We start from the raw sequence: 25,586 nt of genomic DNA, 5'->3' as shown, positions 1-25,586 counted from the left end.
ACTTCACTCTCCATTCTTCTCCAACAATTCACCTAGGGATTTTTGAGCCTTTTCTTTCTCCACTTTTTTCTTGTACTCTTCTATATTCATACGCTCTTCGTATCTTTTCTCACTCAACAACATCCTACCACCGAAAATCTCGTCTGGATCGATTCTCAAAACGACCAAATTCAGTGTTTCTCCTTCCTTTGGTTCACTGACCAGATGGCTGTTTGGTACAAAGCCCTCCACGTCGTATCCTTCGACTCGTACAACTGCACCAGAGTTCACCACTTTTTTCACGACACCTTTGACGATAGAATCTCTCTCTAGTTCTCTTAAAGCACGTTCCCAAGGATTCTCCTGGGTTCTCTTCATGCTGAGAGAAATTCTTCTGTTTTCTTTATCTATGTTCATTATCTTAACTTTCACCTTTTCGCCAATTTTCACAATTTCCTCAGGATTATCGATCCTTTCCCATGAAATTTCGAGGATGGGAACAAACCCTTCTATTCCTTCTTCCAACTCCACGAAAATGCCTTTTCTCACAACACCAACGACTTTCCCGGTCGTAACATTACCAATATAATATTTATCTTCTATATTTTCCCAAGGATCTCCTTTGGCTTTCCTATAACTCAAAGTGAGTTTTCTATTTTCTTTATCTAAATCAATGACTTCCACTTTTACCAAATCGCCTACTTTTACAACGTCTTCTAAACTCTTTCTGGTGTTTCCCCAAAACACCTCTGAACGAGGTACGAGACCTTCTACACCGGGTTCGAGTCTCACAAAGAATCCAAACGGATGAATCGATACAACCTCACCGGTCACTATTTTTCCGATTGGATATTTTTCCTCTATCTTATTCCAAGGATCTGGCATGAGTTGTTTCAGGCTAAGAATAACATTTTTCTTGTCTTTGTCCATTCTTATGATCTTTGCCATTATGCTTTGACCAGTTTGTAAGATATCCTCCGGAAGTGCTTTTGCGTCATAACTCAACTCGCTTCTTGGGATAAAACCTCTTATCCCTCCTGGGACCTCAACTTCTACTCCTGATTGATGGATCCTTCTCACTTCGCATTCTAAAGTGTCTCCTACCTTTTTCTCTGAAAAAAATTGTTCGATTTTTTTGTCTCGTACTGCTTTTCTCGAGACAATGATCTTCACTCCCCGCCGCGTTTGTACCATATCGAGTATGATAACATCCACTTCTTTTTGAGGAAGGGGTTCATCTCTCTTCAAAAGCGAATGAGAACCCGGAAGAAAGGCAGGAACAACTCCTTTGAGAAGGACAGTGTATCCTCCTTTCACTTGAGACACTACTCTGGCTTTAACGATACTTTTTTCTTCATAAGCCTTTTTCAATTCCTCTAAGGTATTTTTGAAAACAGGACGTCTTTCAGATAATATGGATCTTTCCTCATAATTTAGTTTCAGTATTTGAAGAACGAGAACGTCTCCAATTTTATACTCGGTTATTGGTTTGAGGAGTTCATTTTCAGGCACAAACCCTTCACTTTTTCCACCAAAATCCACTACAATACCATCTTCTTCTTTACCAACAACAGTTCCTTTTACCGTGTCCCCCCTCTTAAACTCTTCGGGTTCGTATTGATCGAGAATCTCATCATTGAATTCCATTGGTTCCATGATCCTTCCCCTCCATCTCTTTTAATTTTCTGATCACATCTTCTATCAGAGAAATAGGTGTGGAAGTCCCACTGAAGACACACACCGTACCATATTTTACTACGTCGTTCGGTAGTTCATCTTGAGATTCTATCCAAAGGGTCTTGGTGTTGTTGGACGCAATTTGAAAAAGTTTCCCCGTGTTGGAACTGTGTTTTCCGCCGATGACAATACAAACGTCACAGATCTTTGAGAGTTTTTCTATTTCCTTCTCTCGTTCGATTGTCACAGGACATATGGTGTTCAGATAGATGACTTCTTCGAAATCGTTCATTTTTATCATTTCTGCAACGAATTTCTTGTATTCTTCGATAGAAGAAGTGGTTTGTGAAAGAAAAACTACTTTCTTTTCGGTTGTTCTGAAAGGTTTCTTCGTTACTATCGCAGGAGTATAACCTTTTAGAGCGATCATCTCAGGATGATTTTCCTTCCCAAAAACAATGATTTTTCCTTTTGAAGAATATTCTTGAGCAGTTTTGAAAAGTCGGTGTACAATGGGACAAGTGAGATCTACAACTTTTGAATAGTTCCTCTTGAGCTGTTCCAATTTATCTTTTGGTATTCCATGTGCTCTAACAGCGAATACTGCGTCAGCATCTTTTGATATTTTTGACACGATTCTCAATCCCTTCTCGATTAAATGGTTCATCACATGTTTGTTGTGAACTATTTCTCCATCTGTTATAACTTTTTTTCCGTTGTTCAAAAGTTCTTCTACTGTTTTTATCGCTTTTTCCACTCCAAAGCAAAATCCCATACTTTTGGCGACAATGATCTTCAAGACTTCATCCTCTCCTCAACGAGTTTTTGGATCTTTTGTAGTACCTCTTCTACGGTCATGTCCGTTGTATCTATTATTACAGCATCTTCCGCTGGTTTCAGCGGTGCCACACTCCTTTTAGAATCTTGCTCATCCCTAGCTATGAGCTCTCTTTCTACCTCTTCTCTCTTAACATTCAAACCTCTTTTTCTGTATTCTTTCAACTTTCTTTCAACACGAGCATCGAGTGATGCTGTGAGAAAAATCTTCAGCGCTGCTTTGGGTAGCACAACGGTTCCAATATCCCTTCCTTCGACCACGATATTCTTATCGTCACAAATTTCTCTCTGAATTCTGACAAGATGTTTCCTTACAACCTCCAATTTCGCAAAACTAGAAGCAAGAATTCCAGCCTCTGGGCTTTGTATCTTTTCTGTGTAATCGACTCCGTTTACAAAAACTCTACCGTTTTTGTAATCCACTTTCAAATTTCTAAGGAGTTCCTCCAATTTTTTTTGGGAAGAAGAGGGTGTCAAACCTTTTTCTTTCAAGTAAACAGCGACAGCACGATACGTTGCACCAGTATTCAAATGCTCGAATCCCAATCTCATCGCCAACAGTTTCGCAATTGTGGATTTTCCTGAGGCAGCGGGTCCATCGATTGCTATTTGAAAACCCATATCAAGCCTCCTCCGCGGTGTCAGTAATTTTGAAGATTTTGTCTAAATGTGTGAGTTTGAAAATTCTCATTATACTCTCTTTCAAGGAGCTGAGGATAAATTCTTTTCCGTTGATCTTTGCATCTTTCAGAATCACAACCAAAGTACCGAGTCCAGCACTGTCCATGTACGAAACAGAAGAAAGGTCCAAAACGATCTTCTTTTTCTCGGTTGATGAAACTAGATTTCTCAATTGCTCTTTCAATTCTGAGGAGTTGTAAGCATCGATCTCACCGTAGACTCTTACAACTATTTTGTCATCCTCTTCTATTCTCTCAAGCTTTAACCCATCCATCTTATCCCTCCTCTACACGTATTCTGAGTTCTTTGAGCTGCTTCTCGTCGACCTCTGAAGGAGCTCCAGTTAGGAGACAAACACCGTTTCCTGTTTTGGGAAAAGGAATGACTTCCCTTATGGAATTCTCACCTGTGATGATACTTACAAGTCGGTCTAAGCCAAAAGCAATTCCCCCGTGAGGAGGCACACCGTATTTGAAGGCTTCAAGGAAAAATCCGAACTTATTCTGTGCTTCCTCTTTGCTTATCCCAAGAAGCTGGAAAATCTTTTCTTGTATTTCCCTTTTGTGTATTCTTATGCTCCCTCCTCCTACTTCATAACCGTTTATAACGATGTCGTAAGCCTTCGCACGAACCTTTGTGTGGTCACTATCCAAAGTTTCTTCAACAGGCATTGTGAAAGGATGATGACGTGCAACAAACCTTTCCTCTTCTTCGCTCCACTCGAAGTATGGAAAATCGATCACCCAGAGAACGTCGAACCCTTTCGCCAAGTGAGAGAAATGCTCCTTTCCGATTTCCAATCTGAGCGTTCCGAGTGCCTCGTTGAGAAGAGCCCTATCTTTATGAGCTGCTATCAAACAAACATCTCCTTCTTTCATTCCAGCTTTTTCTGCTATTGTTTTGAATTCGGATTCGAGATGTTTCAAGTGAGGTGAAGAGAGTCCGTTTTCGATTTTAAACCAAAGAAGTCCTCCAAGTCCCAATTCTTTAGCTCTTTCCATTAACTCGTCTCCTCTTTTTCTGCTCATCTCAGGGGCAAAATTCGGCACCACGAAACCTTTAACGCTTCCACCTTCTTCTAAAACCTTTCTTATTACTTTGAAGTCCGTTCCTTCGAAAGCATTGCCGAAGTCTTGAAGTTCCATACCGTATCTTCTGTCTGGTTTATCCGTTCCGTACTTCTCCATTGCTTCGTGGTAGCGCAGCCTGTCAAACGGAAGAGAAAGATCCACGTCTAAGACCTCTTTGAAAACTCGTGCTATCATTCCTTCACTCACAGAGAGCACATCCTCCACATCGACGAAGGACATTTCCACATCAACCTGTGTGAACTCAGGTTGTCTATCTGCTCTCAGATCTTCATCTCTGAAACATCTTACTATTTGAAAATATCTATCGAATCCTGAAATCATGAGAAGTTGTTTGAACAACTGTGGAGACTGAGGTAAGGCATAAAACTTGCCTGGCCTGAGTCTGGAAGGGACGAGGAAGTCTCTTGCCCCTTCCGGAGTACTCTTCGTAAGAAAAGGTGTTTCTATTTCCAGAAAGCCCAATTCATCGAAATAGTTTCTTATAGTTCTGGTCACTTTGTATCTCAAAATTATGTTGTTTTGCATTCTTTTCGATCTCAGGTCTATGTAACGGTACTTGAGTCTCATTTCTTCTTTCGGATTTTCATTGGGATAGAAAGGAAGAGGTTGAGCCGCAGAAAGAATCTCTATTTTTTCAGCAACGACTTCTATCTCACCGGTGGAAATATTGGGATTCTCTGTTCCTTTCGGTCTTTTTCTTACCGTCCCTTCAACCAGAATAACGGATTCGCGTGTGAGATCATCTATTACTTCGTAGGCTTTGCTGTTCACATCGCAAACAATCTGTGTTTCCCCATACCTATCTCTTAGATCTACGAATCTTACACCGCCGAGATCTCTGATTCGATCCACCCAACCACAAAGTTTCACATGTTTTCCTTCGTCCCGCACTCTGAGCTCGCCACATGTATGGGTTCTCAACATGTTGTCCCTCCTTCAGGATCGGTTATAATAGCAGTTATTAAATACGATGGTACTACTTCGAATACATCAGTATCTTCAAGTGCTCTGGATCCAAATTTATAAGGATCCGCTATCACTAAGAAAGGTTTCTTAAGCTCTCTACAGAGAACCGCAAGAACTGAGGAACCTATCTTGTTCAAAACGTTACCGCTTTCGTCCACGTAATCCGCTCCCACAGCACACAGATCTACTTTTTTCAAAATTTTGTACGCGAGAAGATCATCGATTACTTCAGCTCTTATCCCTTCTTTCTGTAAAGATTGTACCAGTACTTTTCCCTCTCCACCGGGACGTGATTCTAGAACGAACACAAATAGGGGCTTTGCTTTGAGAAAGACTTGAAAAAGAGTTTTACTGTTGCTCAAAGTGAGTATCTTCTTGCTCTTGAAGAAAGAAGCAGCGTATTCAACTGTTCGATTGAAAGAAGCTTTGATAGACATTCTGAATTTTTTCAATTCTTCTTTAGAAGGATTCTTTTCTAAAAAAGAAGCGACTTTTTCTAGAACTGCCATAGGTTTTCTCGCACAAAAGTTTCTTATATCCTTCACTATTTCGTTTGGAAGTAGTTTTTCATGATTCTTCTCAATGAAATCAAGAAGTGATTCTTGTACTTCTTGAGAACCTTCGACGTTCATTCGATATAAGAAATCTGAAACTCTTCGCACCTTATTTCACCTCTATGAATATTGTATCCCAATTTTCTTCTCATTCAAAAAATATTTATTGTAAGGAGCGTTTTTTCTCTGTAAGAGCTTTTTATCTAAAATTATTTGAAATTAACACAAAAAATCTTCAAAAATCTTGTGTTTACAACCTAGTTCACTAGTGTTATAATTTTCTAAAACAGAGATTAACACGGAGGTGAAATGATGAAAAAAAACGAAATATTGAAATGGCTAGATTCAAACCCCACGATACAAGAGTTAAAAAAATTTGCTAAGAGTTTGGGTCTCAGAGTAAAGAAGGCTATGAAAAAGAAAGAAGTAATAAAACTCATAAGAGATCATATAGAAAATCTCTCAGGCGTGACAAGCGCTTCTTCTGGAACCACTCCTTCCAAGATGAAAGAGATCAAAGTAGATCTAACCCTTCCAAGAACCTATAACAAAAACAAACTCGTTTTAATGCCTGTTAATCCTTACGTTGTATTCGCTTATTGGGATTTTGATAAAGAAACATACCACATGATGAAACAAAAGTCAAAAGAGGGAAGAGCGATTATTAGACTCTACGATGTGACTTTCATAAGGTTCGATGGCACGAACGCACACAGAATATTCGAATACAGGCTCGATGAAGCAACGTTGGAAGCAGCCAACTTTTACTTTCAGGTTCCTATGCCGAAAGCAGACTATCTCTCAGAAATGGGATACATTGATGAAGAGGGAAAATTCGTTCCGGTTCTGAGATCCAACGTGGTAAGGACGCCAGCAGCGTCACCGTCAACCTCTTCGAGAGAAAGATGGTACAGCCTGAAAGATAAAAAGAGAAGAGTGGTTCTTTCCGAAGGTTCTCTCATAAAACATGTGGAGAAATTAAGGGGAGTGACTTCCCCAAGTAATCCATCGGGCCAAGGGATAATGTGGGAAATTTTCAGGAGTGGGAGGTAATCTTCTTATGCGAGGGAAAATTTTAATATTTCTTCACGCTCATCTTCCCTATGTTCACCACCCCGAACACGATCATTTTCTAGAGGAGAGATGGCTTTTTGAAGCGATAACGGAAACTTACATACCCCTTTTGATGATGTTTGATGAAATAAAAGATTTCAGACTCACAATGTCCATCACCCCTCCATTGATGGAAATGCTTTCTTCCAAAGATTTGCAAGAGAAGTACGAAAGGCACATGAAAAAGCTCATCGAACTTTCAGAGAAAGAGATTGAAAGGACGAAGTCTGAGCATCCGAGAAAGCACAAAATGGCAAAATTTTACAGAGAGCACTTTCAGAAAGTTTTGGACGTGTTTCGCTCTTACGGTGGGAACATATTGGAAGGGTTCAAAAAATATCAGAAGGCTGGTAAGCTGGAAATAGTAACTTGTAACGCCACTCATGCTTTCCTGCCGTTGTACCAAATGTATCCTGAAGTGGTGAATGCTCAAATAGCTGTTGGTGTAAAGAACTACGAGAAGCATATGGGACAACATCCAAGGGGCATTTGGTTAGCGGAAAGCGGGTACTATCAGGGGTTGGATCTCTACTTGGCGCAAAATAACTTAGAATACTTTTTCGTTGATTCCCATGCGTTTTGGTTCGCCGATGAACAGCCAAGATATGGTGTTTATCGACCTGTCATGACACCGAATGGAGTGTTCGTTTTCGCAAGAGACCCTGAGTCCAGTGAACAAGTGTGGAGCGCAACAGTTGGCTATCCTGGAGATTCCAGGTATCGAGAATTTTACAGAGATATCGGTTTCGACAGAGAGTTAGATTATATAAAAGATTATATAGATCCTTCGGGTGTGAGGGTGAACACGGGAATAAAGTATCACAAAATCACTTCAAAAAGCCTCGATGTTTCGCAGAAGGATTACTATGATATAGATGAGGCCATGGAAGCAGTTGAAGAACACGCGTGGGATTTTCTTCATAAGAAAGAGAGGCAAGTTGAAAATCTGATGAATGTGATGGATGTAGAACCTGTTATCGTGGCACCTTTCGATGCGGAACTTTTCGGACATTGGTGGTTCGAAGGGGTTCAATTCTTGAAAAGATTCTTTGAGCTTGTAAACGAATCCAGGCTTCTGAAGCTCGTCACCGCTTCTGAAGTCGTAGACAGTCTCGAAGAGGTTCAGATAGTAACCCCAGCGGATTCCAGTTGGGGAGCAGGAGGTTACTATGAAACTTGGTTGAACGGGACAAACGATTGGATCTACAGGCATCTTCACGAAATGATAGAGAGGATGGTTGATTTATCTAGAAAGTTCTACAATAGTGCAGATCCTCTAGTTGAAAGGGTTCTGAATCAGATGCTGAGAGAGCTCTTTTTGGCTCAATCGAGCGATTGGGCGTTCATAATGACCACGAGGACTAGTGTGGAATACGCAGTGAACAGAACGAGGCTGCATATAAAAAGATTCTTGGACCTTTACGATCAGCTCGTGAGTGGGAGAATAAACGAAAAAGTCTTGGAGTATTACGAATGGGTGGATGCCATATTTCCTGAGATAAATTTCAGAGTTATGGCGAGGGATGTCATTTGAAGACATCTTATTACTTGAAAAAACATAACATAAAGCTTAAAAAACACTTGGGGCAGGTTTTTCTGTCGGATGATCGTGTGGCAAGACGTATTGTGAGAGAAGCGAAAATCACTCCTGAAGATTTGGTTGTGGAGATCGGAGCCGGTGCAGGTACATTAACTGAAGAGTTGGCAAAGACTGGAGCGAGGGTTATTGCATACGAAATAGATAAAACCCTTTCTCCTATTCTCGAAGAGAGACTCTCGAAATATTCGAATGTGGAAATAAAGTATGAGAATTTTCTCGAAGCGAGGGATATTCCCAAAGGAGCAGTATGCGTTTCCAACATCCCCTATAACATAACAGGACCGATAATAGAAAGAATCATAGAGCTGGAGTTTAAAAAAGGTATCATCATGGTTCAGAAAGAAGTAGGTGAAAGAATCTTAGCACAGCCTGGAAAGAAGGTGTTTGGATATCTTTCCGTTGTTGTTCAGGCCTTTTACGTAGTCAGAAAACTTTTTGATGTCTCGAAATCTCACTTTATACCAAACCCAGAGGTAGATTCAACGGTTATCGAGATGACAAGGAAACAGACCAATCTGTGTTACTCGAAGTTCAGAAAGTTCGTCTCCATGATTTTTGCCAAGAAAAGGAAAACGCTTAAAAACAATCTAAAACCGTTTATCTCGATTTTCGAAGGCGTAGATCTTTCAAAGCGGGCCGAACAACTTTCAACGGAAGAAATCATAAAACTCTATGAAATGTGGAGGAGGGGAATTGAATGTTCAAAGGAGTAATCGCAGCAATTTGGGATATGGACGCGCTGGGGGAAGTAAAACCGAACGTCGTATTTCTCTTAAAAAGTGATATATTGAATTTAAAATTTCACATAAAAATATTGAAAGACAGAGAAAAAACGGTCTTCGTGGATATGGATTTTGTAGAAGGTCTAGGGGAAGGAGAAGAAGCAGTTTTGTTCGTAAAGAAATCTGGTGCTGACGGTATCATCACAATCAAACCAAAAAACTACATGGTTGCCAAAAGGAAAGGAATTCCAGCCGTTCTCAGATTCTTTGCTCTTGATTCAAAAGCTGTTGAAAGGGGTGTAGAGCAGATTGAATCTCTCGACGCCGACGTTGTGGAGATTCTGCCGGGGCTTGTTGCACCGAAAGTGGCCAAAAAGTTACCCGGCAGAACGATAATTGCCGCCGGGCTTGTTGAAACCGTTCAGGAAGCCCAAGAAATTTTGAAACACGTCAGTGCGATCTCTACAAGCTCAAGAAACCTATGGAATCTGACGTTGCAACCATGATGCATTTTTCAGTTGAATATTCTACATCTTTTAGATTACTCAGAAATTCCTTTATATCCGAGGAAAATGCACCCGGTTGATACCAAAACTTTCTGAATCCAGACTTATAGGCCTTTTTCGTCTCTTCTAGGGCAACGTTCGGCGGAACAACGAACACTATTACGTCTACATCCTTCGGTAGTTTTTCTACACTTTTGTACACTTTCAATCCTTCTATTTCTTCGTATTTGGGATTAACCGGTAAAACTTCGTATCCTTTCGATATTAGATCTTTCAATATGATGTTTCCGTACTTTCTGGGATTAACCGTTGCCCCCACCAGCGCGATTTTCTTGAAATTTTTGGGATCCATTTTCTAACCTCCTTACGGTCCTTGTTACAACAAGGTTTGCTCCTGTTCCAAAAAGGTCTTTTAAAACAACGTCACCTGCTTTAACCGGTGCTTCTACTTTTACTTCTTTGACAATCTTCATGAGCTCTGGAATGAATCTTTTCGGGATCGGTTTGTCCGTTTTTACAGAAGCGAGCGGTAATTCGCCGTTTAGCACCCTTATACTTGTTGGAACGACTCTTTTGGGATCTTGTATTTCGTCTTTTGCGTATTCAAGACCTCTTGGACATTTGTTCCCCGTTATAGATTTTATATGACCATCATCAGTTAGCTCTACCTTAATTTTACACCCTATTGGACATTGAACGCAAACAACATTTTTGAACATATCAATCCACCTCCTCTACGGACACCACGATTTCATCGAGTCCTGTGATATTTTTTTCCGGAATTTTCACTCTCAACATTTCACTTGGAACGATATCTTCGAACACCTTTTCATAAGTACCCACCATCAACCTACCTCTCTCCATTGGTTTTTTCACTCTCAGATAAAGAGTAAGGTTATCAACTGGAGAGTACCAAGTGGGATGTACCACCATAACGTTTTTACCGGGTTTCACGGGAATTCTATGGTCGAAAATCTCACCTTTTGCGAGCATGGCAGCGTATCGACCAGCAGTTTCACCTTCGTAACTGACGTAATCGACGAGATCGAATATAACGGTACAGTTCCCTGCAGAAAAGATCCAATCCTCAGAGGTTTGACCTATATTGGAAGTTGCTATACCTTTGGAGGTGAGATTCTTTATCACTAAGTTTTCTATTAGTTCTACTTGAGGAATGAGACCCACCGAAAGAACAAGTGTATCCACCTTAAAGATTTTTTCGGTACCAGGGATCGGTCTATATTGTTCGTCCACCTTTGCGACGACAACTTCTTCCAGTCTTTCTCTTCCTCTCACTTCAACCACCGTACTGGAAAGATAGAGGGGTATGTTGTAATCTTCAAGACATTGGATCACATTTCTGAGGAGCCCGCCGGCGTACGGAAGACGTTCGACTACCCCTACAACTTCCATTCCTTCAAGGGTGAGTCTTCTTGCCATGATAAGGCCTATATCTCCTGAGCCGAGTATGAGAGCTCTTTTTCCTGGAAGGCGATTCTCTATGTTTATGAGTCTTTGAGCGACACCCGCCGTGAATATCCCAGAGGGTCTATCTCCAGGAATCATGAGATTTCCGAAGGGTCTTTCCCTTGCTCCTGTTGCATACACCAGTGCTTTGACCCTCACCTCTTCAATACCATTTTCTGTAACCACGATTACTTCTTTGTTTCCAACACTCTTTACGTAAGCGTTAGTCAGGACTTTTATTCCCAATTTTTCCATTTTTTCCTGGAATCTTTCTGCGTACTCTGGGCCTGTGAGTTCTTGCTTAAAATAGTGGAGACCAAATCCATTGTGTATACATTGGTTCAGAATGCCACCAGTTCTTTCATCTCGTTCGACAAGGAGAACTTCTGCTCCCTCTTCTTTTGCTTTCAAAGCAGCTGCCATTCCGGCGGCTCCCGCCCCTATTACCATCACATCTACCTTCATTCTCTCACCTTCCCATCTACAACCCAACTGTTTTCCGACTTCATTCTGATCTCAGACATATCCACTTCTAGTTCTTTCTCGAGTATTTTAAGGATTCTCACCATGCAAAAACCTCCCTGGCATCTTCCAAACATTGCACGGGTTCTGAATTTTATTCCATCGAGTGTTCTTGCTCCTCTTCTTATTGCTTCCACAATCTCTTTTTCTGTAACTTCATTGCAGAAACAAACTAGTCTTCCTGCACGTGGATCTTTTTTTATTTCCTCCTGCCATTTTTCTATGGGAAGAGACGAGTAGTGTGGTATTCTCTCTCTCGTTGGATCGAAATCTTTCTTCTTGATTAAGGGGAGCTTCATTTTCTCTTGAATGAGCTCTTCTACAACGTATTTCGCTACAGCTGGAGCGGCTGTGAGTCCTGGAGATCTTGTGGCGATGACGTTCACAAAATTTTTTACCGTATCACTGGCTTTTATGAAGAAGTCTTTTTGAGGGCTCTCCGGTCTGAGTCCTGAAAAGGTCTTCACGGTGAGTGAGAAATCAAGAGATGGAACGAGTCTTTTGGTGAATTCTCGGACTTTTTCCAAGCCTTCTTTTGTGGTGATAGGTCTATCTTTCATATCTTCTGGAAGATCTTCAGCAGTTGGTCCGAGCAATATGCCACCATCTACAGTTGGAAGAACGAGAATGCCTTTTGATATCTTTGTTGGAGTAGGGAATATAACCCTCCTCACCAGACCTTGGAGCTTCTTGTCAAGGAGTATGTATTCTCCTTTTCTGGGATGAAGGGGAACGTATTCCGCACCAGCCATTTTCGAGATTTCGTCTCCATGAAGACCTGCACAGTTTATAACTACGTCCGCATGATAATGAGATTTATTCGTTATGAGTTCAGTTATCCTTCCATTAGATTTGACGAATCCTACCACTTTTTCACCGAGGATCAATTTTAATCCATTCTTCACTCCGTTTTCCACAGCGGCAATGGCGACCATCCATGGTTCCGTTATACCTGCCGTTGGTGCGTACAAAGCGTACTTGATCTCTGGATTCAAATTTGGTTCCATGGACAATATTTCGTCTCTTTCTAATATAGTGAGCCCTGGTACACCATTTTCCTCACCTTGTTTAAGGAGTTTCTCTAACTCCTCCAATTCTTCTTCGTTAAAAGCAACGACGAACGATCCAATTCTCTTGAAGTCGAAATCCAATTCCTTAGAAAGATCTTCGTACATCATGTTTCCTTTCGCACAGAACTGGGCACGAACACTTCCAGGTGGGTCGTCATATCCTGCGTGTACAATGGCAGAGTTTGCCTTCGTAACACCCCAACCTACATCAAGATTTTTCTCGATGAGAATCACTTCCACGTCGTACTTTGTAAGCTCTCTTGCTATGAGAGATCCAAAAACACCTGCTCCTATAACGACCACTCTCAAGGTTTCCACCTCCTCTTTCAAAGAAAAAAGAGCCACATCCCACTTTGTGGGACATGGCTCTCTCTTTCTCTCTTGTATTATATTAAATTCCACAGCTCTTCACAACTTGTTGACTTCGGGGTTTGTAGTCAACAGTTACATAATCACCGTTTTTCCCAACCCAATGCTCTTGCAACTGCTTCTTTCCACCTTGAATACAACCTCTCTCTCTCTTCTTGAGACATAGAGGGTTCAAATCTCCTATCTAATTGCCAGAGTTGTGCGATTTCGTTTTGATCTTTCCAGTAGCCAACAGCTAGTCCTGCAAGGTACGCTGCACCCAAAGCAGTTGTTTCGTTCACAACAGGTCTTTCAACGGGGACACCGAGTATATCCGACTGGAACTGCATCAAAAAGTTGTTCACGACAGCGCCTCCATCGACTCGAAGAGTTTCGACTTTTATGTTGGTGTCTTTTTCCATAACTTCCAAAACATCTCTTGTCTGGTAAGATATAGATTCCAGCACGGCTCTGACAATGTGTTCTTTTGTTGTCCCCCTGGTGATACCTATGATCAGACCCCTTGCATACATATCCCAATAGGGTGCTCCTAGACCGACGAAAGCGGGCACAAAATACACTCCTCCGTTATCCGGAACTTTTGTAGCAAGTTCTTCCGTTTCTGCAGCATTCGATATGATTTTCAAACCGTCTCTAAGCCATTGGACAGCTGCTCCTGTTATGAATATACTACCCTCCAGAGCGTAATAGACTTCATCTTTTATACCCCAAGCAATGGTTGTTAGGAGTCCTTCTTTGGATTCGTATGCCTTCTTTCCTGTGTTCATCAGAAGGAAACATCCTGTTCCATAGGTGTTTTTGACCATTCCAGGTTGGAAACATGCTTGACCGAAGAGAGCCGCCTGTTGATCACCCGCGTCTCCTGCAATGGGTATTTCGACTCCGAAAAGTTCTTTGCTTGTGTAACCGTAAATGTAACTCGATGGCATCACCTGGGGGAGCATCGCTCTGGGAATATTCAACAGCTCAAGAATCTCGTCATCCCAATCAAGTTTATGGATGTTGAAAATCATGGTTCTAGAGGCGTTGGAGTAATCTGTGACGTGAACTTTTCCGCCAGTGAGATTCCAGATAAGCCATGTATCAACGTTTCCAAAAAGAACCTCACCTTTTTTTGCCTTTTCCCTGATTCCTTCAACATTGTCGAGAATCCATTTGATTTTCGTTCCGGAAAAGTAGGCGTCTATCACAAGGCCAGTTCTTTCACGGATGAAATCTGAGTATCCTTTCTCTTTTAACTCGTCACAGATAGGAGCGGTTCTTCTACACTGCCATACAATGGCGTTGTATACCGGCTTTCCAGTGTTTTTATCCCATACGATGGTAGTTTCTCTCTGGTTCGTAATACCTATCGCGGCTATTTCCTCTGGCTTGATGTTTGCCTCTTCCAGAGCTTTTTTAGCGACTTCAAGTTGTGATTCCCAGATTTCTAACGGATCGTGTTCGACCCATCCTGGTTTAGGATAGATCTGCTTGAATTCTTTGTTCACCTTTGAAAGGATGTTCCCTCTTTCATCAAAAACGATGGCCCTTGAACTTGTTGTCCCTTGATCGAGAGAAAGAATGTACGCCATCCTCATCCCTCCTGGAAAAGTGAAAAACCCCAGGGAAATATCCCCAGGGTTCTCTCTACTCTCTGAAGGAAATTTTACCAGAGATTGGGTTAAACTTTAAACTTTTCCACGTCTTTTTTCAATTCCCCCGATAATCTTCTCAACTCTTCACCTATTTCCGCTATTCTTTTCGCCGCTTTTTCCTGTTCGATGATGTTGGTGGACACTTCTTCTATCTCGTCCGCAACAGTTGTTGTCGTCTTTGCCACTGCATCGAGGGCACTGCTCATCTCTTCAGAAGCAGCGCTGAGTTCTTGAGCGCTCGCTGCTATTCCCTCAATGCGTGTGGCGAGATCTTCTATTTTGTTCACAATTTGGTTGAAGTTCTCGTACGATTCTTCTACGAGATCTCGTGCAACACTTGTAAGTTCCACATTCTTTTTGGACATCTCATTCGTTCTTTCTACACCTTCTCGAATGCTACCTAATATCTGGCTGATTTCCTCAGTTGCTCTTTGGCTTTCCTCGGCAAGCTTTCTGATTTCATCCGCTACTACGGCGAATCCTCTACCTGCTTCTCCTGCGCGTGCTGCTTCTATTGCTGCGTTCAGAGCAAGCAAATTCGTTTGTTCTGCTATTCCCTGGATCGTCCTCACGATCTCTTCTATATTTCTTGCGTTTTCCGTGACTTCCAATATAACTTCCGCTGTATTTTTGGAGTTCTCCGATACATCCTCTACTTTTTTCACGGCATCTTCCAAAACTTTTTGTCCGTTCTTTGCAAAATGTGCTATGTTGTCCGCGTTTTCCGAGATTTCCTGAATCAATTTCGAAATATTCTGGGAATTTGCAGAAACTTCTTCCGAACCGGATGTAACTTCTTCGATTGAGGCAGACGCATTCTGTACTTCTTTACTTATCGTTTCGGAAGCTCTGGCGATTTCCTCAAGAGCTCCTCTCATTTGTTGTGAAAGCGCGAACGTCTCTTCTGAGACTCTTTCAATTTCATCTTGAGATTCGTCTATTTCAGAAACGATTTTTCTCAGGTTATCTACCATTTCGTTCAAACTTTTTGCGATAATACCAAATTCATCTTTTGATTTCACATCGACTGAAACAGAAAGATCTCCACTCGCAACCTTTTCAATCGAAGAAAGGATCGTTCTTGTTTTTCTTGAAAGGACTCTCCCGTAGAACAGAATAACTCCGATCACGACAATACCGATTATGATGACTATCAATGTACCTTCCCAAACGAGAGAATTTACCGTTGTCTTCACATCGTCTACGTATATTCCCGTTCCAACGATCCAATTCCAAGGTTTGAAAAGTTTCACATAAGATACTTTAGGTTGCGGTTTGTCGCTTCCTGGTTTGGGCCAGTGATATTCCACAAAGCCTTCTCCCTTTTCCTGTGCGACTTTCACCATTTCGTTGAATAAATAAACTCCATTGGGATCTTTGTAATCACTGAGATCTTGGCCGTTCAACTCAGGCTTGATAGGATGGAAAATCATTCTTGGGTGGGTATCATTGATCCAAAAGTAGTTGCCATCATCGTATCTGATCTTTCCTATCAATGATTTTGCCAAGTCTTTAGCTTGATCCCTCGTGAGTTCTCCTTTTTGTTCCATCTCGTAGGCTTTTTCCAAAATGCCGTATGCAGTCTCGACGAGATTTTTTGTTTTTTCTTTCTTCTCGTTCATAATCGATTCGTAAACAGTTGTATTCAAAAGTATATACTGTGCTGTAATGAACGCCACCACTACCACAACACCCACCAAAAGGACCTTGGAAGCGATGCTTCTCATGTCTGAGCCCTCCTTCTCCGAGTTATGAAGAATACATTAAGATTACAGTAAGAATTGTACCACATAAAAAAGAAACGTCCTTTCAGAATTTGTCAAAAGACTCCTTACTTCTTCACTTTATTGTAAGGTGGCTATCTCTACATTGAATCTCTTTACTACTCTTTCGAGCACATCTAATTCCCTTGCAACAAATTCTCCTATGAATTTTCCAACATTTTCCCTTTCAGTATTAGTACGACCACTTTTACTCCCACTTGTGAAAAATCGAGCGTCAAAAGGGCTCTCACCAGTTCGTTTGCTCCAACTATGATCATGCTCGTGAAGGTGTTAATTCCAAAAATTTCGTTCAATTCTTTTCTCAATTCCTCAACATCGTATCCAACACGAGGTTTCCCCTGACATTTCAAATAAGAGAGATCCTTTCTTACAAGATCGGGATTGATTCAAGAAACTTCGCTATTTCGTAGGAAGAGATATGAGATTTTTGCACCGATCCCAACACTTTTCTGTACATCCGAAAGTAGCCCTCGGAAAGTGAGGTAAATTACTTATCTTCAGACAACTCATCCAGAACTTTTTTGAAAGTTGTTTCACTCACTATTTTATCACTTGCAATTACGTGTGAAGAGAATCCACAGCTTTCTACGAAAGTTCCGAAAACTTCTATTTTCTACTCCATAAGGAGCAAAACATATTGTTACTTTCATCACAATAATTGTTATGTTTTAATAACGTTTGTGAAAAGCAATCGAAATATATGATTGTGAAGATATGGTATAATAAAAATGGCTTTTATTACACTCTCCCTTATCCCCCCTTTCGTGATAGCTGTTTGGAAGAAATCAGAAAAAGCAGGAGGTGATGACCGATGGTCAAAGTTTTGATCCTTGGCCAAGGTTACGTTGCTAGCACCTTCGTTGCTGGACTTGAAAAACTCAAGAAAGGTGAGATTGAACCTTATGGAGTTCCTCTAGCCGATGAATTGCCCATTGGTTTTGGAGACATTAAGATCGTTGGGAGTTACGACGTGGACAAATCGAAGATAGGAAAAAAACTCAGTGAAGTGGTGAAAAGATATTGGAACGATGTGGAATCATTTTCAGACGATCCTATCATTTCTCAAGGTGTCCATCTTGGAAGTGTGGAAAAACTTCCCGTTGAGGCTGAAGGGCTTGAGGAGAAAATGACTCTGAAAGAAGTGGTCGACAGGCTCGTCGACGAATGGACCAAATTGGATCCAGACGTTATTGTGAATACTTGTACAACTGAAGCGTTCAAACCGTTCGATAACAAAGAAGATTTGATGAAATCTATAGAAAACAACGAAACAGAGAGACTTAGCGCAACACAGGTATACGCTTATGCTGCAGCTTTATACGCAAGCAAAAGAGGAGGAGCAGTCTTTGTAAACGTGATACCAACTTACATAGCGAACGACCCGGCGTTCGTGGAACTCGCAAAAGAAAACAAACTGATCGTTCTCGGAGATGATGGAGCAACGGGAGCCACACCCTTCACAGCGGATGTATTGAGTCATCTAGTCCAGAGAAACAGGTACGTAAAGGATGTTGCGCAATTCAACATAGGAGGTAACATGGATTTCTTGGCTCTCACGGACGAAGGAAAGAACAAAAGTAAAGAATTCACCAAATCCAGTATAGTAAAGGACATCCTTGGTTACGATGCTCCTCACTATATAAAACCCACTGGATATCTTGAGCCACTTGGAGATAAGAAATTCATAGCTGTACACATAGAGTATGTGAGTTTCAACGGAGCGACGGATGAACTCATGATAAACGGAAGGATAAACGACAGCCCTGCATTGGGAGGTCTTTTAGTGGATCTTGTAAGACTTGGGAAGATAGCTCTTGATAGAAGAGAGTACGGAACCGTGTACCCAATCAACGCTTTCTACATGAAGAATCCAGGTCCATTGGAAGCGAAGAACATACCAAGGATCATAGCTTACGAGAAAATGAGAATCTGGGCTGGTTTGAAACCAAAATGGCTGTGAGAAGGGGCTTTTGCCCCTTTTTTTGATCGTGGAGGTGATCTGGTGGTAGAAGCGGTGATACTCGCATCGGGAATGGGGAAAAGACTCAAAACTCTCACAAAAGATATACCGAAGGTGTTTTACAGATTCGATGGATGTGAATTGGTGAAATACCCCATCATCTCACTCCTAAAAAACGGTGTTGAAAGATTCGTCCTCGTTGTTTCAAGAGAGTTCAAGAATTTTGGCGAAAAGGTTCTAGAGGATCTCGGTGTGAAAGGTGTCGTTGTTGAAAACAGTAAAGTAGAACTTGGAAACGCCTTCTCCTTCTTTCTAAGTGAACCATATGTGACGTGTGACAAATTCTTTTTAGCTTGTGGGGATTCTATCTTCCCCCCTGAAGCTTTGAAAAACGCCTTTACTCCCGAAGAATTTCATATAAAACTCGGCGTTAGCAAAAAATCGGATCTCATAGATCCAGATGAGGCAAGCAAAGTTCTTGTCGGCGAAGACAGTAGAATTATCAGAATAGGGAAGAACATAACTGAATATAACTTTTATGACACCGGGGTTTTCGTCATGACGCGCGAAGTTTATCGCCTCAAAGATTCGTTCTCCTGGGAAAAAGAAATATCTCTCTATCATGTTTTACAGAAAGCAGTTGATTTGGGATTAATTGTGAAGGCGTTCGATTTTGAAGATGTTTCTTGGACAGAGATAGATTCACCGAAAGATTTAAAAGATGAAGTGTTCGAACTCATGCAGAGAATAAAGGAGGGGATACCATGCTGAGAAAGTCGACTGATGGTTGGGTATCCTCTCTCATAAACAGAAGATTTTCCACGAAGATAACGAAGTTTATTCTCAGCAGAAACTGGAATATAACACCGAATCAAATGTCGTTAATAAGTTTTCTGATCGGAGTTTCTGCGCTTCCCATCTACCTTCTCAAGTTACCTTGGCTAGCTGGAATAACGATTCAGATTTCATCCGTATTGGATGGTGTCGACGGAGAACTTGCTCGCGCCAAAGACATGAGTTCAAACTGGGGAGGATTCTTCGATACCATGCTCGACAGATTCGTCGATATCTTAGTCATCCTAGGGTTGGCGATCTATGGAGCCATGGAAGGTGGGGTCACTATTTCTTTGTTAATATGGTCGCTTTTTGCTATCAGCGGATGTTTGATGGTGAGTTATCTTCATAGTGCCGGAAAAGTCTTTGGAACACATCCCGCCCTCATGGGAAGACTTTCCGGTTTTGCTTCAAGAGATGTCCGACTCTTTGTGATTTTTATCTTTTCGCTTTTCGGAATGTATCTCCCGGCTCTTGTTTTTGTCTCGATACTATCTTACATTTACACCGTGGGAAAGTTTGTGGAGCTTCTTCTCCTGAATCGTTGAATTTCATGTTAGACTTTTTCTTGAGGTGATGAACGTGCTAGAACTTGTTGATGTATGGTATGAAGTGGAAGGAAAAGCCATTTTGAAGGGAATAAAAGCCAAATTTGAAGAACAAAAAGTCTATGCAATTTTGGGAACCAACGGTGCAGGGAAGAGCACTTTGGCTTACTTGATTATGGGGCTTGAGGGCTACCGACCCTCCAGAGGAAAGATTCTCCTAGACGGTGAGGATATAACGGATTTCTCTGTAACAGAACGCGCGAGAAGAGGTATCACCCTCATGTGGCAAGAACCCTCTCGTTTCACTGGTATAAAAATCAAGGATTATCTAACTTTAGGAGGAAGAAGGCCAGTACCTGATGAAGAACTCTATCGGGTACTCAGAATTGTGGGATTGAATCCCCATCTTTATCTAGAAAGATATGTGGATGAAAAGTTGAGTGGTGGTGAGAGGAAAAGAGTAGAACTTGCTAGCATATTACTCCTAAAACCAAGATACACAATTTTAGATGAACCAGATTCTGGGATCGATATCATGAGTTTAGAGATGATAGAAAACGTTCTCAGTGAACTTGTGAGCAATGGAGGGTCTGTTATATTGGTTACGCATCGAGAAGAGATAGCCCTCGAAAGTGATTACGCATATCTCATCTGTCACGGAGCTATTCTGAAAGAGGGAGTACCGGATGACATCGTTCAATTTTATAAAAGCAGTTGTGATAGGTGTGATCACCCGAACGAACCTCAGAAGGAGATGATCGAATGATAGTAAAAGACTACAGGAAAGAATTCGAAGCCCTCGCCAAAGCGTATGAAAAGGCGGGAGGTGACGTATCCAAATTTCTCGACAGGAGAATCGCTTCGGTAATAATAAACGGCGATAAGGTGATTGGATTGAATGGAATCGATGGTGTTGAGCTCACTCCGAAAAGAATCGAAAACGGTGTACAGGTAGATATGAAAATAAAGGAAAGAACGGTGGTTGAGTATCCAATTCATGTGTGCACGGGATATCTGGAGAAGAAGGGATTTCAAAGGGTTGTTTTTAATATAAAACTGGAAAAAAACGCAAAAGCGATTTTTGTGGCTCACTGTGTCTTCCCGTGGACGGAAGATTTTACTCATGATGCTTTGATGAACGTGGAACTTGAAGAAGGAGCTTGGATGGAGTATCACGATGAACACATGCACAGTAAAACGGGATCTATAAACTTGATCACACGTTCCGTAGCCAAGGTGAAAGAGAAAGCTTTTTACAGAAACACTTTCACCATCGTGAAGACCAGAATAGGCACATTAAGGGTTTTCATGGATGCTTCTCTGGAAAAAGGCGCTGTTGGGGAACTTTACACGAAAGTGAAGGCCGTAGAAGATGATGACGTGGAAATAAAAGAGGTTTTGAAACTCGACGGAAAGGAAGCAAGGGGGTTGGCAAAGACGAACGCAGTTGCGTTGAATAGAGCAAGAGTTTCTGTGATAAACGAAGTTTATGGAAATGCTCCTCACACGAAAGGACATGTGGAGTGTGTGGAGATCACGAAAGGAGAAGGTGTGGATGTAAGAGCTTTACCTGTGCTTGTGGTGAAGAACGACAGTTCAGAGTTAACCCACGAGGCCTCCATAGGAAGGGTTAATGCTAAACAGCTTGAAACTCTTATGGCAAAAGGCTTAACAGAAGAAGAAGCAACAGAAATGATAATAAAAGGGATTTTGACATGAGTCACAATTTGTTGTAAAATCCATAAACGGACGGGTGCGTAGCTCAGGGGGAGAGCGCTTCCCTCACGAGGAAGAGGTCGCAGGTTCGAATCCTGCCGCACCCACCAGAGGGGCTCCCGGGAAGGGAGCCATTAATTTTTTTGAGAGGAGGGATCGAAATTGGATAGACTGAATTTCTCTATAAAACTTCTGAGAAGGGTGGGGCATTTTTTGATGCTCCATTGGGGAAGAGTCGATGAGGTGGAGAAGAAAACAGGTTTCAAGGACATAGTAACGAAGATAGATAAAGAGTCGCAAGAGATGATAGTCAGAGAAATAAGAAGCAAGTTTCCATCTGACAGTATAATGGCAGAAGAAGGTATATTCGAAAAAGGAAACAGGCTCTGGGTAATAGATCCCATAGATGGAACAATAAATTTTGTTCACGGTTTACCTAACTTTTCCATATCCATTGCTTACATTGAAAACGGGGAAGTGAAAATGGGGGTCGTTCACGCTCCCGCGCTCAATGAAACATTTTACGCCGAAGAAGGAAACGGTGCCTATCTCAATGGAGAGAGGATAAATGTGTCAAAGAACACCAATCTCGAAGAATGTGTGGGATCCACAGGAAGTTACGTCGATTTTACGGGTAGATTCATTGGAAAAATGGAAAAAAGAACAAGACGAGTAAGGATCTTGGGGAGTGCTGCTTTAAACGCATGTTACGTAGGAGCAGGAAGGGTTGATTTCTTTGTTACGTGGAGAATAAATCCTTGGGATATAGCAGCCGGATTTATCATTGTAAAAGAGGGGGGAGGTAAAATAACGGACTTTGCCGGAAAAGAGGTGAATGTATTTTCAAAGAATTTCATTTTCTCCAATGGGCTCATTCACGAAGAAGTGCTGAAGATCACCAATGAAGTGGTTCATGAAATTGAGGGGGAGTTATAGATGCATTTCAAACCAAATTACCACTTTTTTCCCGTGACAGGATGGATGAACGATCCAAATGGGTTGATTTTCTGGAAGGGCAAATATCACATGTTTTATCAATACAATCCCAAGGAAACCAAATGGGGAAATATTCATTGGGGACATGCGGTAAGTGATGATTTGATCCATTGGAGGCATCTTCCTGTTGCTCTCTATCCAAAGGAAAAGACGCACGGCGTATTTTCGGGAAGTGCTGTTGAAAAAGATGGCAATATGGTTCTTTTTTATACTTATTACAGGGACCCGGGCCACAACATCGGTGAGAAAGAAGTTCAATGTATAGCGATGAGTAAAGATGGGATAAATTTCGAGGAACACACGAGAAATCCAGTGATCGCAAAATCCCCGGAACCAGGAACACATGCGTTTCGTGACCCGAAGGTGAGGAAAAACGGTGACAGATGGGAAATGGTAATCGGTGCTGGAATGAATGAGAAAGAAGGTAAGGTTCTCCTTTTCTTTTCCGAAGACCTGATCCACTGGTATTATGAGGGTATTCTTTTCGAGGACAAGAGTACTAAGGAAATCGAATGTCCTGATCTCTTAAAACTAGGAGGGAAAGAAGTTCTTATCTACTCAACGACAAGAAACAACAGTGTGTTTTACGCTTTGGGGGAAATGAGGGACGGAAAATTTTTTCCAGAAAAGAGAGATCTTTTGGATTATGGGACTGATTTCTACGCAGCTCAGACGTTTTTTGGAATCGAAAAGGTAGTAGTTGTCGGTTGGCTTCAAAATTGGAAAGCACAGTATCCAACGGTAGAAGAAGGCTGGAACGGTGTGATGAGCCTGCCGAGAGAAGTGCATTTGAAGGATGGCGAATTGATGGTAAAACCGGTTGAGGAACTGAAGAGTCTCAGAAGAAGGAAGATTTTGGAGATAGAGACACCGGGTTCGTACAAGATAGATGTGAAAGAGAACAGTTACGAGGTCGTTTGTAGTTTTCAAGAAAGGCTTGAAGTGGTATTTAAAAATAAATCGAATGAAGAAATAGCGATAAGTACAAACGAAGGGGATCTCGTAATTGATACGACCAATTCCGGCATTTCCGAGGGTGATAGGAAAAAAGTTAGAGCAAAGTTCAAAGAACGAAATCACATCGATATTTTCATAGATAGTTGTTCCCTGGAGGTGTTTTTAAACAATTCGATGGTGCTTTCCTTCAGAATTCATCCCAGGTACCCTTACAACATAATCGATGTAAAAGCTGAACCCCTAAGTTTGGAGGTTTACAAAATGAAGAACATTTGGTTGGAATGAGTCCACTTGAACAGAGCGGTGATTGAGTGTATAATATTTCAACGGTGTGGAGAGGAGAGGTGGCCGAGGGGTCTAAGGCGCACGCCTGGAGAGCGTGTGGTGGCCAAAAGCCACCCGTGGGTTCAAATCCCACCCTCTCCGCCAGAGAAAGACCGGGACTACTTGGTCCCGGTTTTTCATTCACTAAAGGGTGGGTGATAATGTGTTCGAGGAAATGGTAGTGGAGAAAGTCAGAAAGGAAGCAGAAAGAATAGCAGAAGAACAAGGATTGGAGATTTTTGATATCCAGTACAGGAGAGAAAGCAGAGGATGGGTGCTCAGGATTATCATAGATAACCCTGTAGGATACGTGAGTGTAAGGGATTGTGAGTTATTCTCAAGAGAATTGGAAAAATTTTTGGACAGAGAGGATTTCATAGCACACTCTTACACACTTGAGGTGTCTTCGCCTGGGCTCGACAGACCTCTAAGGGGACCGAAAGATTACGTCAGATTCGTAGGAAAACTTGCGAAAATAGTCACAAAGGATGGTAAGACGTTCATAGGAAGAATTGAGTCGTTTTCCGACGGAACGATCACCGTATCTGACGAAAAAGGATTGCACGAGATAGATATCGAAGACGTGAAGAGAGCAAACCTGGAAATAGAATTTTGAGGAGGTGTTGTTATGAACATAGGTTTACTCGAAGCCCTCGATCAGTTGGAGGAAGAAAAGGGAATCTCCAAGGAAGAAGTCATACCCATATTGGAGAAAGCGTTGGTGAGTGCGTACAGGAAGAATTTTGGAAGCTCGAAAAACGTTGAAGTTGTGATAGACAGAAACACTGGGAATATAAAGGTGTATCAGCTTCTTGAAGTAGTAGAAGAAGTGGAGGATCCAACAACTCAAATTTCACTGGAAGAAGCAAGGAAGTTTGAACCGTCTGCCGAAATAGGTTCCATCGTTAAGAAGGAACTCAACGTCAAGAATTTTGGAAGGATAGCTGCCCAAACGGCTAAGCAAGTCCTCATTCAAAGAATCAGAGAACTTGAGAAAGAAAAGCAATTTGAGAAATACTCTGAGCTTAAGGGAACGGTGACTACTGCTGAGGTTATAAGGGTAACGGGAGAATGGGCGGACATCAGGATAGGAAAGCTTGAAACGAGATTACCAAAGAAAGAGTGGATTCCTGGAGAAGAAATAAATCCAGGTGATTTGGTGAAAGTTTACATACTCGATGTTGTAAAGACCACCAAAGGCCCCAAAATACTGGTTAGTAGAAGGGTTCCTGAGTTCATTTTGGGTTTGATGAAGTTGGAAATACCAGAGATAGAGAATGGAATAGTGGAAATAAAAGCTATCGCTAGGGAACCTGGGGTGAGGACGAAAGTTGCTGTGATGTCAAACAATCCTAACGTGGATCCAATCGGAGCCTGTATAGGTGAAGGAGGGGCAAGAATAGCGGCCATACTCCGGGAACTCAAAGGCGAAAAACTCGATGTTTTGAAGTGGTCCGATGATCCCAAACAGTTGATAGCAAACGCTCTTGCGCCCGCTACTGTCATAGAGGTAGAGATTCTCGATAAAGAAAACAGAGCAGCACGTGTTCTAGTGCCGCCCACTCAACTTTCTTTGGCCATAGGAAAAGGTGGGCAAAACGCAAGACTTGCAGCAAAACTAACGGGATGGAAGATCGATATCAAGCCTATCATGAACTTATGAAATTGTAGAGGAG

25 protein-coding genes, 2 tRNA genes and 1 pseudogene are annotated in these 25,586 nt (G+C 41.7%); 15 read left to right on the top strand and 13 right to left on the bottom strand.

The features are described 5' to 3' along the window. Positions 1 to 3: 3 nt before the first annotated feature. The 6 genes from AS005_RS02515 to AS005_RS02490 are packed head-to-tail and all read right to left on the bottom strand — an operon-like array spanning position 4 to position 5,893. Positions 4 to 1,635, bottom strand: a complete 1,632-nt coding sequence (locus AS005_RS02515; RefSeq protein WP_101510105.1) for a 30S ribosomal protein S1 — start codon at positions 1,633 to 1,635, stop codon at positions 4 to 6. Next, complete coding sequence (ispH, locus tag AS005_RS02510) at positions 1,613 to 2,455, bottom strand: 4-hydroxy-3-methylbut-2-enyl diphosphate reductase (RefSeq protein ID WP_101510104.1); 843 nt, start codon at positions 2,453 to 2,455, stop codon at positions 1,613 to 1,615. The genes AS005_RS02515 and ispH overlap by 23 nt, the downstream gene beginning before the upstream one ends. Then, a complete protein-coding gene (gene cmk, locus AS005_RS02505) occupies positions 2,452 to 3,114 on the bottom strand; it encodes a (d)CMP kinase (protein WP_101510103.1) in 663 nt (220 codons plus the stop codon). Before cmk ends, ispH begins: the two co-directional genes overlap by 4 nt. 1 nt (position 3,115) lies before the next feature. After that, positions 3,116 to 3,448 (bottom strand): STAS domain-containing protein, encoded by a 333-nt coding sequence (locus tag AS005_RS02500; protein WP_101510102.1) that lies wholly within the window; start codon positions 3,446 to 3,448, stop codon positions 3,116 to 3,118. A gap of 1 nt (position 3,449) precedes the next feature. Next, complete coding sequence (aspS, locus tag AS005_RS02495; RefSeq protein WP_101510101.1) at positions 3,450 to 5,189, bottom strand: aspartate--tRNA ligase; 1,740 nt, start codon at positions 5,187 to 5,189, stop codon at positions 3,450 to 3,452. After that, positions 5,183 to 5,893, bottom strand: coding sequence for a translation initiation factor eIF-2B (locus AS005_RS02490; RefSeq protein ID WP_233186208.1), 711 nt, complete (start codon positions 5,891 to 5,893; stop codon positions 5,183 to 5,185). The genes aspS and AS005_RS02490 overlap by 7 nt, the downstream gene beginning before the upstream one ends. A gap of 204 nt (positions 5,894 to 6,097) precedes the next feature. On the opposite strand from AS005_RS02490, the gene AS005_RS02485 reads away from it, so the two are divergent. From AS005_RS02485 to AS005_RS02470, 4 genes are read left to right on the top strand one after another with little or no spacing between them, the layout of a single operon-like run. Then, the gene (locus AS005_RS02485) at positions 6,098 to 6,838 is read left to right on the top strand and encodes a DUF4912 domain-containing protein (protein WP_101510100.1); all 741 of its coding nucleotides are present in this window, start codon (positions 6,098 to 6,100) and stop codon (positions 6,836 to 6,838) included. Between the two features lie 7 nt (positions 6,839 to 6,845). After that, a complete protein-coding gene (locus tag AS005_RS02480) occupies positions 6,846 to 8,432 on the top strand; it encodes a glycoside hydrolase family 57 protein (protein ID WP_101510099.1) in 1,587 nt (528 codons plus the stop codon). Beyond that, the gene (gene rsmA / locus AS005_RS02475; RefSeq protein WP_101510098.1) at positions 8,429 to 9,211 is read left to right on the top strand and encodes a 16S rRNA (adenine(1518)-N(6)/adenine(1519)-N(6))-dimethyltransferase RsmA; all 783 of its coding nucleotides are present in this window, start codon (positions 8,429 to 8,431) and stop codon (positions 9,209 to 9,211) included. The genes AS005_RS02480 and rsmA overlap by 4 nt, the downstream gene beginning before the upstream one ends. Continuing rightward, a complete protein-coding gene (locus AS005_RS02470) occupies positions 9,196 to 9,726 on the top strand; it encodes a glycerol-3-phosphate responsive antiterminator (RefSeq protein ID WP_101510097.1) in 531 nt (176 codons plus the stop codon). Before rsmA ends, AS005_RS02470 begins: the two co-directional genes overlap by 16 nt. Here the strand turns inward: AS005_RS02470 and AS005_RS02465 are convergent. The 7 genes and pseudogenes from AS005_RS02465 to AS005_RS02435 form a co-directional block, all read right to left on the bottom strand. Continuing rightward, a complete protein-coding gene (locus AS005_RS02465; RefSeq protein ID WP_101510096.1) occupies positions 9,683 to 10,078 on the bottom strand; it encodes a CoA-binding protein in 396 nt (131 codons plus the stop codon). The two genes, AS005_RS02470 and AS005_RS02465, sit on opposite strands and share 44 nt — an antisense overlap. Continuing rightward, positions 10,029 to 10,445, bottom strand: coding sequence for a DUF1667 domain-containing protein (locus AS005_RS02460; RefSeq protein ID WP_101510095.1), 417 nt, complete (start codon positions 10,443 to 10,445; stop codon positions 10,029 to 10,031). The genes AS005_RS02465 and AS005_RS02460 overlap by 50 nt, the downstream gene beginning before the upstream one ends. A 1-nt stretch (position 10,446) precedes the next feature. Continuing rightward, the gene (locus tag AS005_RS02455; RefSeq protein WP_101510094.1) at positions 10,447 to 11,658 is read right to left on the bottom strand and encodes an NAD(P)/FAD-dependent oxidoreductase; all 1,212 of its coding nucleotides are present in this window, start codon (positions 11,656 to 11,658) and stop codon (positions 10,447 to 10,449) included. Next, positions 11,655 to 13,094: an NAD(P)/FAD-dependent oxidoreductase gene (locus tag AS005_RS02450; RefSeq protein WP_101510427.1), complete on the bottom strand. Its 1,440-nt coding sequence runs from the start codon at positions 13,092 to 13,094 to the stop codon at positions 11,655 to 11,657. The genes AS005_RS02455 and AS005_RS02450 overlap by 4 nt, the downstream gene beginning before the upstream one ends. Positions 13,095 to 13,237: 143 nt before the next feature. Further along, positions 13,238 to 14,728 carry a glycerol kinase GlpK gene (gene glpK, locus AS005_RS02445; protein WP_101510093.1) on the bottom strand — a complete coding sequence of 497 codons (1,491 nt, stop codon included), beginning with the start codon at positions 14,726 to 14,728 and terminating at the stop codon, positions 13,238 to 13,240. A gap of 89 nt (positions 14,729 to 14,817) precedes the next feature. After that, positions 14,818 to 16,518, bottom strand: a complete 1,701-nt coding sequence (locus tag AS005_RS02440; protein ID WP_101510092.1) for a methyl-accepting chemotaxis protein — start codon at positions 16,516 to 16,518, stop codon at positions 14,818 to 14,820. A gap of 123 nt (positions 16,519 to 16,641) precedes the next feature. Then, positions 16,642 to 17,032, bottom strand: a pseudogene (locus AS005_RS02435) (redox-sensing transcriptional repressor Rex); the annotation flags it as partial. Between the two features lie 354 nt (positions 17,033 to 17,386). Here AS005_RS02435 and AS005_RS02430 point away from each other — a divergent pair. From AS005_RS02430 to nusA, 11 genes are all read left to right on the top strand, one after another. Further along, complete coding sequence (locus AS005_RS02430) at positions 17,387 to 18,535, top strand: inositol-3-phosphate synthase (RefSeq protein ID WP_101510091.1); 1,149 nt, start codon at positions 17,387 to 17,389, stop codon at positions 18,533 to 18,535. Between the two features lie 42 nt (positions 18,536 to 18,577). After that, complete coding sequence (locus AS005_RS02425) at positions 18,578 to 19,306, top strand: sugar phosphate nucleotidyltransferase (RefSeq protein WP_101510090.1); 729 nt, start codon at positions 18,578 to 18,580, stop codon at positions 19,304 to 19,306. Then, the gene (locus AS005_RS02420) at positions 19,300 to 19,917 is read left to right on the top strand and encodes a CDP-alcohol phosphatidyltransferase family protein (protein ID WP_101510089.1); all 618 of its coding nucleotides are present in this window, start codon (positions 19,300 to 19,302) and stop codon (positions 19,915 to 19,917) included. Before AS005_RS02425 ends, AS005_RS02420 begins: the two co-directional genes overlap by 7 nt. Positions 19,918 to 19,951: 34 nt before the next feature. After that, positions 19,952 to 20,683, top strand: coding sequence for an ABC transporter ATP-binding protein (locus tag AS005_RS02415; protein ID WP_199203813.1), 732 nt, complete (start codon positions 19,952 to 19,954; stop codon positions 20,681 to 20,683). Then, positions 20,680 to 21,636, top strand: a complete 957-nt coding sequence (locus AS005_RS02410; RefSeq protein ID WP_101510087.1) for a SufD family Fe-S cluster assembly protein — start codon at positions 20,680 to 20,682, stop codon at positions 21,634 to 21,636. The genes AS005_RS02415 and AS005_RS02410 overlap by 4 nt, the downstream gene beginning before the upstream one ends. A gap of 32 nt (positions 21,637 to 21,668) precedes the next feature. Further along, positions 21,669 to 21,743, top strand: a tRNA-Val gene (locus AS005_RS02405). 52 nt (positions 21,744 to 21,795) lie between these two features. Continuing rightward, positions 21,796 to 22,569, top strand: coding sequence for a bifunctional fructose-1,6-bisphosphatase/inositol-1-monophosphatase (gene suhB, locus AS005_RS02400; RefSeq protein ID WP_101510086.1), 774 nt, complete (start codon positions 21,796 to 21,798; stop codon positions 22,567 to 22,569). Beyond that, the gene (locus AS005_RS02395) at positions 22,570 to 23,871 is read left to right on the top strand and encodes a glycoside hydrolase family 32 protein (protein ID WP_101510085.1); all 1,302 of its coding nucleotides are present in this window, start codon (positions 22,570 to 22,572) and stop codon (positions 23,869 to 23,871) included. A 53-nt stretch (positions 23,872 to 23,924) separates the two neighbouring features. Beyond that, positions 23,925 to 24,015, top strand: a tRNA-Ser gene (locus tag AS005_RS02390). A gap of 58 nt (positions 24,016 to 24,073) precedes the next feature. Next, positions 24,074 to 24,526 carry a ribosome maturation factor RimP gene (gene rimP / locus AS005_RS02385; protein ID WP_101510084.1) on the top strand — a complete coding sequence of 151 codons (453 nt, stop codon included), beginning with the start codon at positions 24,074 to 24,076 and terminating at the stop codon, positions 24,524 to 24,526. Positions 24,527 to 24,538: 12 nt separating this feature from the next. After that, entirely contained in the window at positions 24,539 to 25,573 is a 1,035-nt protein-coding gene (gene nusA, locus AS005_RS02380; RefSeq protein WP_101510083.1) for a transcription termination factor NusA, read from the top strand. The last annotated feature ends 13 nt before the right edge of the window (positions 25,574 to 25,586 follow it).

Origin of the sequence: Thermotoga sp. KOL6 (assembly GCF_002866025.1) — a bacterium.
Lineage (GTDB): Bacteria > Thermotogota > Thermotogae > Thermotogales > Thermotogaceae > Thermotoga.
The sequence above is the reverse complement of the archived record's forward strand: the minus strand, read 5'-3'. Positions and strand labels throughout refer to the sequence as shown.

Excerpts from the sequence above, each read along its gene's own strand:
- AS005_RS02430 (WP_101510091.1), top strand. The coding sequence starts at position 17,387 with ATGGTCAAAGTTTTGATCCTTGGCCAAGGTTACGTTGCTAGCACCTTC.
- aspS (WP_101510101.1), bottom strand. The coding sequence starts at position 5,189 with ATGTTGAGAACCCATACATGTGGCGAGCTCAGAGTGCGGGACGAAGGA.
- cmk (WP_101510103.1), bottom strand. The coding sequence starts at position 3,114 with ATGGGTTTTCAAATAGCAATCGATGGACCCGCTGCCTCAGGAAAATCC.
- AS005_RS02470 (WP_101510097.1), top strand. The coding sequence starts at position 9,196 with ATGTTCAAAGGAGTAATCGCAGCAATTTGGGATATGGACGCGCTGGGG.
- AS005_RS02455 (WP_101510094.1), bottom strand. The coding sequence starts at position 11,658 with ATGAAGGTAGATGTGATGGTAATAGGGGCGGGAGCCGCCGGAATGGCA.
- AS005_RS02420 (WP_101510089.1), top strand. The coding sequence starts at position 19,300 with ATGCTGAGAAAGTCGACTGATGGTTGGGTATCCTCTCTCATAAACAGA.
- AS005_RS02485 (WP_101510100.1), top strand. The coding sequence starts at position 6,098 with ATGAAAAAAAACGAAATATTGAAATGGCTAGATTCAAACCCCACGATA.
- AS005_RS02395 (WP_101510085.1), top strand. The coding sequence starts at position 22,570 with ATGCATTTCAAACCAAATTACCACTTTTTTCCCGTGACAGGATGGATG.
- nusA (WP_101510083.1), top strand. The coding sequence starts at position 24,539 with ATGAACATAGGTTTACTCGAAGCCCTCGATCAGTTGGAGGAAGAAAAG.
- AS005_RS02515 (WP_101510105.1), bottom strand. The coding sequence starts at position 1,635 with ATGGAACCAATGGAATTCAATGATGAGATTCTCGATCAATACGAACCC.
- AS005_RS02460 (WP_101510095.1), bottom strand. The coding sequence starts at position 10,445 with ATGTTCAAAAATGTTGTTTGCGTTCAATGTCCAATAGGGTGTAAAATT.
- AS005_RS02500 (WP_101510102.1), bottom strand. The coding sequence starts at position 3,448 with ATGGATGGGTTAAAGCTTGAGAGAATAGAAGAGGATGACAAAATAGTT.
- AS005_RS02480 (WP_101510099.1), top strand. The coding sequence starts at position 6,846 with ATGCGAGGGAAAATTTTAATATTTCTTCACGCTCATCTTCCCTATGTT.
- AS005_RS02465 (WP_101510096.1), bottom strand. The coding sequence starts at position 10,078 with ATGGATCCCAAAAATTTCAAGAAAATCGCGCTGGTGGGGGCAACGGTT.
- AS005_RS02440 (WP_101510092.1), bottom strand. The coding sequence starts at position 16,518 with ATGAGAAGCATCGCTTCCAAGGTCCTTTTGGTGGGTGTTGTGGTAGTG.
- glpK (WP_101510093.1), bottom strand. The coding sequence starts at position 14,728 with ATGGCGTACATTCTTTCTCTCGATCAAGGGACAACAAGTTCAAGGGCC.
- AS005_RS02410 (WP_101510087.1), top strand. The coding sequence starts at position 20,680 with ATGATAGTAAAAGACTACAGGAAAGAATTCGAAGCCCTCGCCAAAGCG.